This is a genomic window from Nitrospira sp. BLG_1, assembly GCF_047338595.1.
Lineage (GTDB): Bacteria > Nitrospirota > Nitrospiria > Nitrospirales > Nitrospiraceae > Nitrospira_D.
The window spans coordinates 1-5,288 of the sequence record NZ_JBLFBO010000082.1 but is presented as its reverse complement, the minus strand read 5'-3'; the positions used below and the strand labels follow the sequence as shown (position 1 = coordinate 5,288).

At 52.9% G+C, this 5,288-nt stretch carries 3 protein-coding genes; 2 read left to right on the top strand and 1 reads right to left on the bottom strand.

The features are described 5' to 3' along the window. The first annotated feature begins 431 nt into the window (after positions 1–431). The gene (locus ACMTNU_RS20025; RefSeq protein ID WP_413937061.1) at positions 432–3,368 is read left to right on the top strand and encodes a DUF748 domain-containing protein; all 2,937 of its coding nucleotides are present in this window, start codon (positions 432–434) and stop codon (positions 3,366–3,368) included. A gap of 92 nt (positions 3,369–3,460) precedes the next feature. Here ACMTNU_RS20025 and ACMTNU_RS20020 read toward each other — a convergent pair whose 3' ends face one another. Further along, positions 3,461–3,823 carry a pentapeptide repeat-containing protein gene (locus ACMTNU_RS20020; RefSeq protein ID WP_413937060.1) on the bottom strand — a complete coding sequence of 121 codons (363 nt, stop codon included), beginning with the start codon at positions 3,821–3,823 and terminating at the stop codon, positions 3,461–3,463. 222 nt (positions 3,824–4,045) lie between these two features. On the opposite strand from ACMTNU_RS20020, the gene ACMTNU_RS20015 reads away from it, so the two are divergent. Then, entirely contained in the window at positions 4,046–4,681 is a 636-nt protein-coding gene (locus ACMTNU_RS20015; RefSeq protein ID WP_413937059.1) for a peroxiredoxin, read from the top strand. Positions 4,682–5,288 lie beyond the last annotated feature (607 nt).

Here is a 5,288-nt window from a genome sequence, read left to right as displayed (position 1 = left end):
GAGCATCAGCCTTCTAAGCTGAGGGTCGCTGGTTCGATTCCAGCCGGGCGCACCAAACCAAGCTTGCTCGTGCTGCGCGCTTTTTTTCGCTTCATGGATCTACTGCGCGCGGATAAACACCGCAAGTGTTTGAATGTGAGTTTTCTTCTCCTCGCGCCGGCACCGTAGTACTGCCATTGGGCGACCCGATATCCCCATCGAAAAGTGTATTTCGGGAGTGCCTCTGGCCTGCGTATCGTTCGTATCGATACTGTTGCCCGTAGCTCAATCCCGCTAGTGCGGCGTATTGTTGCGAGTGCCGTAGGCAGGAAGTTGTATTCTCCGATCATAGAATTCCACTGCGAAAGAGGGATATTCCCCCAGTGGACATTCCGCAGTCGGTTCACCTATAGTTTAGTTCTCATACTTACTCTGCCAGCAGCTGGTATTGCATGCGCAAAATCCTCCAACCTCGAGTTTTGATTGGTGCTCTGGTCGGCCTCATTGCTCTCTATGCTCTCGTAGGGTTTATTCTGTTGCCCTATCTGATCAAGTCATACGTTGTCCCCACGGTTTCCGAGCAAATCAAGCATCCGATTCTGCTGCGCGACGCGGCGTTCAATCCGTTTGCGCTGTCGGTCCGTCTCACTGGGTTGGAAGTGCAGGAGCAGAACGAGACGCCGATGCTCGGATTTGAGGAATTGTTCGTGAATGTGAGTGCAGCCTCCCTGTTCTTGCAGAAGATGGCGTTCGATGAGATTCATCTTACGATGCCGTTTGTAGCTGCCAAGGTCAATTCGGATGGCAAGCTGAATCTGATGTCGTTGGTTCCACCCGAGGATGAGAAGGCCCAACCATCTCCTCAACCGGCCGGTGAACCCAAAAAGTTGATGCCGGTGCAGATTGATCTGTTGGATATCGGGAAGGGCATTATCGAGTATCGAGATGACTCGAAGCCGAGGCCAGTGGTGATCGACGTCGTGCCATTTGGGATCGTGCTACGAAACTTCAGCACGGTTCAAGTCGAGGGAAGTGAGAACGCCCATGCCTTTACGGCGGAGATCGGAAAAAATGGCAAGATTTCTTGGGAAGGGAATATCTTTCTGGAGCCGCTGGAATCCGATGGTCAGCTGAATGTATCGGGGATCAGGCTCAAGGTGTTGTATCAAGCCGTGCAGGAGCAGTTTCAGTTCGATGTTAATCAGGGTGACCTTGGTCTCTCCGCTTCGTACCATTTCGATCTTCGTGGTCAGACTCCCCAGGTGACGGTGAAGAATGGAAAGGTTTCGATTGACGATTTGACCATCGTGGAGCGGGGTGGCATTGATCCGGTGGTGACCGTGCCGGTGTTCAACGTGGAGGGGATTCAACTGGATTTGCATCAACAGACCATTGACGTTGCCAAGGTGCATTCAGCCGATGCGCGGTTCGATGTCTGGATGGCCCCGAACGGCGTAGTCAATTATCAAACTCTATTTACGCCTGTGGGTGGAAAGGAAACCACAGGTCCACCGTCGTCGACGAACGCCAAGCCGGAGAAGCCCGCCAAACCTTGGACGATCACAGTCGACGAAGTCGGACTGAAAAACTACCATGCCTCGTATGAGGACCGGACGCTTGCCAAGCCTGCTCACGTCGATATTGACGCGATGAATCTGACCGTGAAGGATGTGCAGATTCCGTTCAAGAAGCCGCTGCCGGTCGATCTGTCGCTGAAGCTAAATGAGACCGGGTCGATCGGGGTGAAAGGAACGGTGACGGTCGAACCGGTGACGGCTGATGCAGATCTTAAATTGGAGCACATCGAAATTCGTCCCTTTCAACCCTATCTGGATCAGTTTCTTAATGCCGACGTGCGGGACGGTGCGATTGATCTTGATGGGGCGGTGCATTTTGCCAAGGAACATGCGAACGCGCCCATGGTCCAGTTTCAGGGGAATCTTGGGGTGGGTCAGCTGGCGGTCGCGGAGAAAAATGTTCTGACCGATGCCGTGGCGTGGAAGGCGCTGAACATCAATCGTATCGTACTGGATGTTGAGCCAACCGCAGTAAAGATTGCAGAAATCGTCTGGCAAGAACCAAGCGCACAGATTGTCATCGGGAGCGACGGGACACTGAATTTCTCACGGCTTGCCGTCTCGTCTCCGCCGACTGATCAGGCGCCGGCTCAGAAGAAGCCCGGAGGCGATCAACCACAAACCAAGCCGGCGGAGCCAGTGCCTGTCACGATTGATCAGGTCAAGCTGGTGAAGTTGGCCGCGACGTTCGAGGATCAGTCGATTGATCCAAAGGTCAAGACTGGTCTCACTGATTTCGGCGGGACCATCAAAGGACTATCCTCCAAGCAGCTCAAGAAAGCCGACGTCAATCTGGCCGGAAAAGTTGGACGAACTGCGCCGTTTAAGATCGTCGGAAAGATCAACCCGTTGAGTGAGGATGCCTTCACGGACGTGGTCATCACGCTGGCTGGTATGGATCTGAGACCGGGTGGCCCGTACAGCGGTAAGTATGTGGGGTATGGGTTATCAAAAGGGAAGTTGTCGCTCGACCTGAAGTACAAGGTGTCACAAAAAATATTGGAGGCCGAGAATCTGGTCCATGTCGATCAACTCACGTTTGGTGAGAAGACCAATAGTCCGGACGCTACCTCGCTACCTGTCCCGCTGGTTGTAGGACTGCTGAAGGATCGCAAGGGTCAGATTGAGATCGATATGCCGATTCGTGGGAACCTCAATGACCCGGACTTCAAGTATGGCAAGGTCGTGATCTCGACGTTACTTAATCTCCTGACCAAAGTGGTTGCGTCGCCGTTTTCATTAATGGGCAAGTTGGTGCCAGGTGGGGGGGAGGATGAAGAAGGCCTGCAGTTCATCGAGTTCCAACCAGGCAGCGCATCGTTGACCGACGAGGATATGAAGAAGCTTGAGGCCTTGGAGACGGCGCTCGATGAGCGAGCCGGACTTCGATTGGATGTGAAAGGCACGTTCGATACGACGCTGGATCGGACGGCTCTTCAGACGAGGAAGCTCCATGAGCAACTCTTGGAGATGAGCGGAAAGTCTCGTGGTGCGACAGGGGATACGCTTTCCTCTCGGGACGAACAACGGCTGATAGAAAAATTGTATGCCAAACTTCCTTCGCCCGATTCCACTATGACGGAGTCTACCCAGCCGACCATAGAGGAGATGAAGCAACGAGTGGCCGCAGCGATCACGATCTCTGATGCTGAGTTAGAGGCGTTGGCTCGACAACGTGGGGAAGCGGTTCGCGACCTGCTGCTGGAAAGTGGGCGGTTGACCGACCAACGGGTCGTTCTCCTGGATTCAGGAGCTGCGGAGTCAGGCCATGAGAAGGTGCGCACTCAATTGGCACTCGCCGCCGGTTCATAACGGTGCGCTGTTGATGGGGCGCCGTTCGTATGACGTTCGTATATCGAGAAACATTTTTGCTAGATACGGCTCACTGGATCGAGGTCATCCTGTTACTTCGGGCTGTATCGCATGCGCGTACCATGGAGGAGAGAAAGCTCAATTTCTGAGGCGCCGAGTGCTGCCGGAAAGAGGACTCCTGAAATCTTGCACGCATTGATGCTGGCTCCGTCTAGGTTGGCCTTGCTTAAGTCCACACCTCGCAGATCGGATTGTCGGAAATAGCAATCGCTGAAGTCCAGTCCATCGGCATCAAGCCCCCGAAGATCAAGCCCGCGTAGATCACACCCTCGGAGATCGCATTTGTCCCCAGCGGCTTTCTTGGCATTGAATTCCTTGATGCACCCTTCGCGGAGCAGCAAGTACATCGGGTCTTTGGAAATACGGAGCTTTGTACGGGAGGAGTCCGAGTCCATAGTCCTACTCCATTAAGGGTACTCAGGAGTCATATCGGTTGGGATTCACGGAACTTGAGTATGAAGCCGAGTCTGATGGCGTACGCGGGCCAGTCGCAGTTGAGAAGGGTGTCCGTTCCGTCTCTCAGCCCCTTGAACTCGGCTGTTGCGACACAGTATGGTAACGACACATGGTCGAGTGAGGATCAGTTTTATGCCGATACGATTTTAAGGAGGTGTCATATGGCGATTCGATTGGGCGATGACGCGCCGAATTTTACGGCGGAGACGACAGAGGGGACGATTAATTTTCATGAATGGTTGGGGAACGGGTGGGGCATTCTGTTTTCCCATCCCAAGGATTACACTCCGGTCTGTACGACAGAGTTAGGCACGGTCGCCAAGATCTCTCCGGAATTCAAGAAACGAGGGGTGAAGGTGATTGCCGTGAGTGTGGATCCCATGGATTCGCATAAGGGGTGGATCAGCGATATCAACGAGACGCAAAAGACGACGATGAACTATCCCATCATCGCGGATCCGGATAAGAAGGTCGCGACACTCTATGACATGATTCACCCGAATGCGATCGACAACATGACGGTACGGTCGGTCTTCATCATTGGCCCGGATAAGAAGGTGAAGCTGACATTGACCTACCCGGCCTCCTGTGGTCGGAACTTCGATGAGCTACTGCGTGTTATCGATTCGTTGCAACTCACGTCGAAATATAAAGTGGCCACTCCGGCCAACTGGAAGGACGGCGAAGATTGCATCATTACTCCCGCAGTAGGTGATGCAGAAGCGCAACACCTGTTTCCTAAAGGCTTCACGACAATAAAGCCGTACCTTCGTTACACGCCTCAGCCCAACCGATAGACTTCTATCGATTGCTGCTTAGAACGCCAGATAGAAGGATAACGAACTTCTTCTATCTGGCGTTTACTTATCAATAGGTTATCCTCTCAAACTTCTGTTTTTTTGCAGACGGAAATTTCACCCGTATCAATCTTTGTCTATTCTCGGACAGTATATTCTCCACGTGCCACGACGTGGGGTACAAGGATTGCTTTACAGCAGGCCGAATTCTAAGGCGTGAATGCTGTGCGCGCTTGGTTTCGTGGGTGAGATGAGCTGAAGTCACTTCGTGCGTGGAGCATGGTCTGGTATGACGAGAATGCCAGATTCAGTACCGGCACCGTTCGTTTTTACTATGTGTTTGGACAAGCACAACTACTGATGTATAGTCGATACAGTTCAGCTACATACGAAAAATTTCTTGCTTTGTTTTGAGGACTTAGGCATAGTCGGCGCCAACTTCCTAGGGGGCAAGGTTTTCTACGCAAGTAGGTGGGCGGTGGTTTCTTATTACTCACAAGGGAGGGCATCAGTATGAAGGGACATAATGTGAGGCGGTGGAAACAATTTGTAGTTGCCGGGGCCATGGCGGCACTGGTGGCTGGAATGGGATCCACGGTGCCCAGTG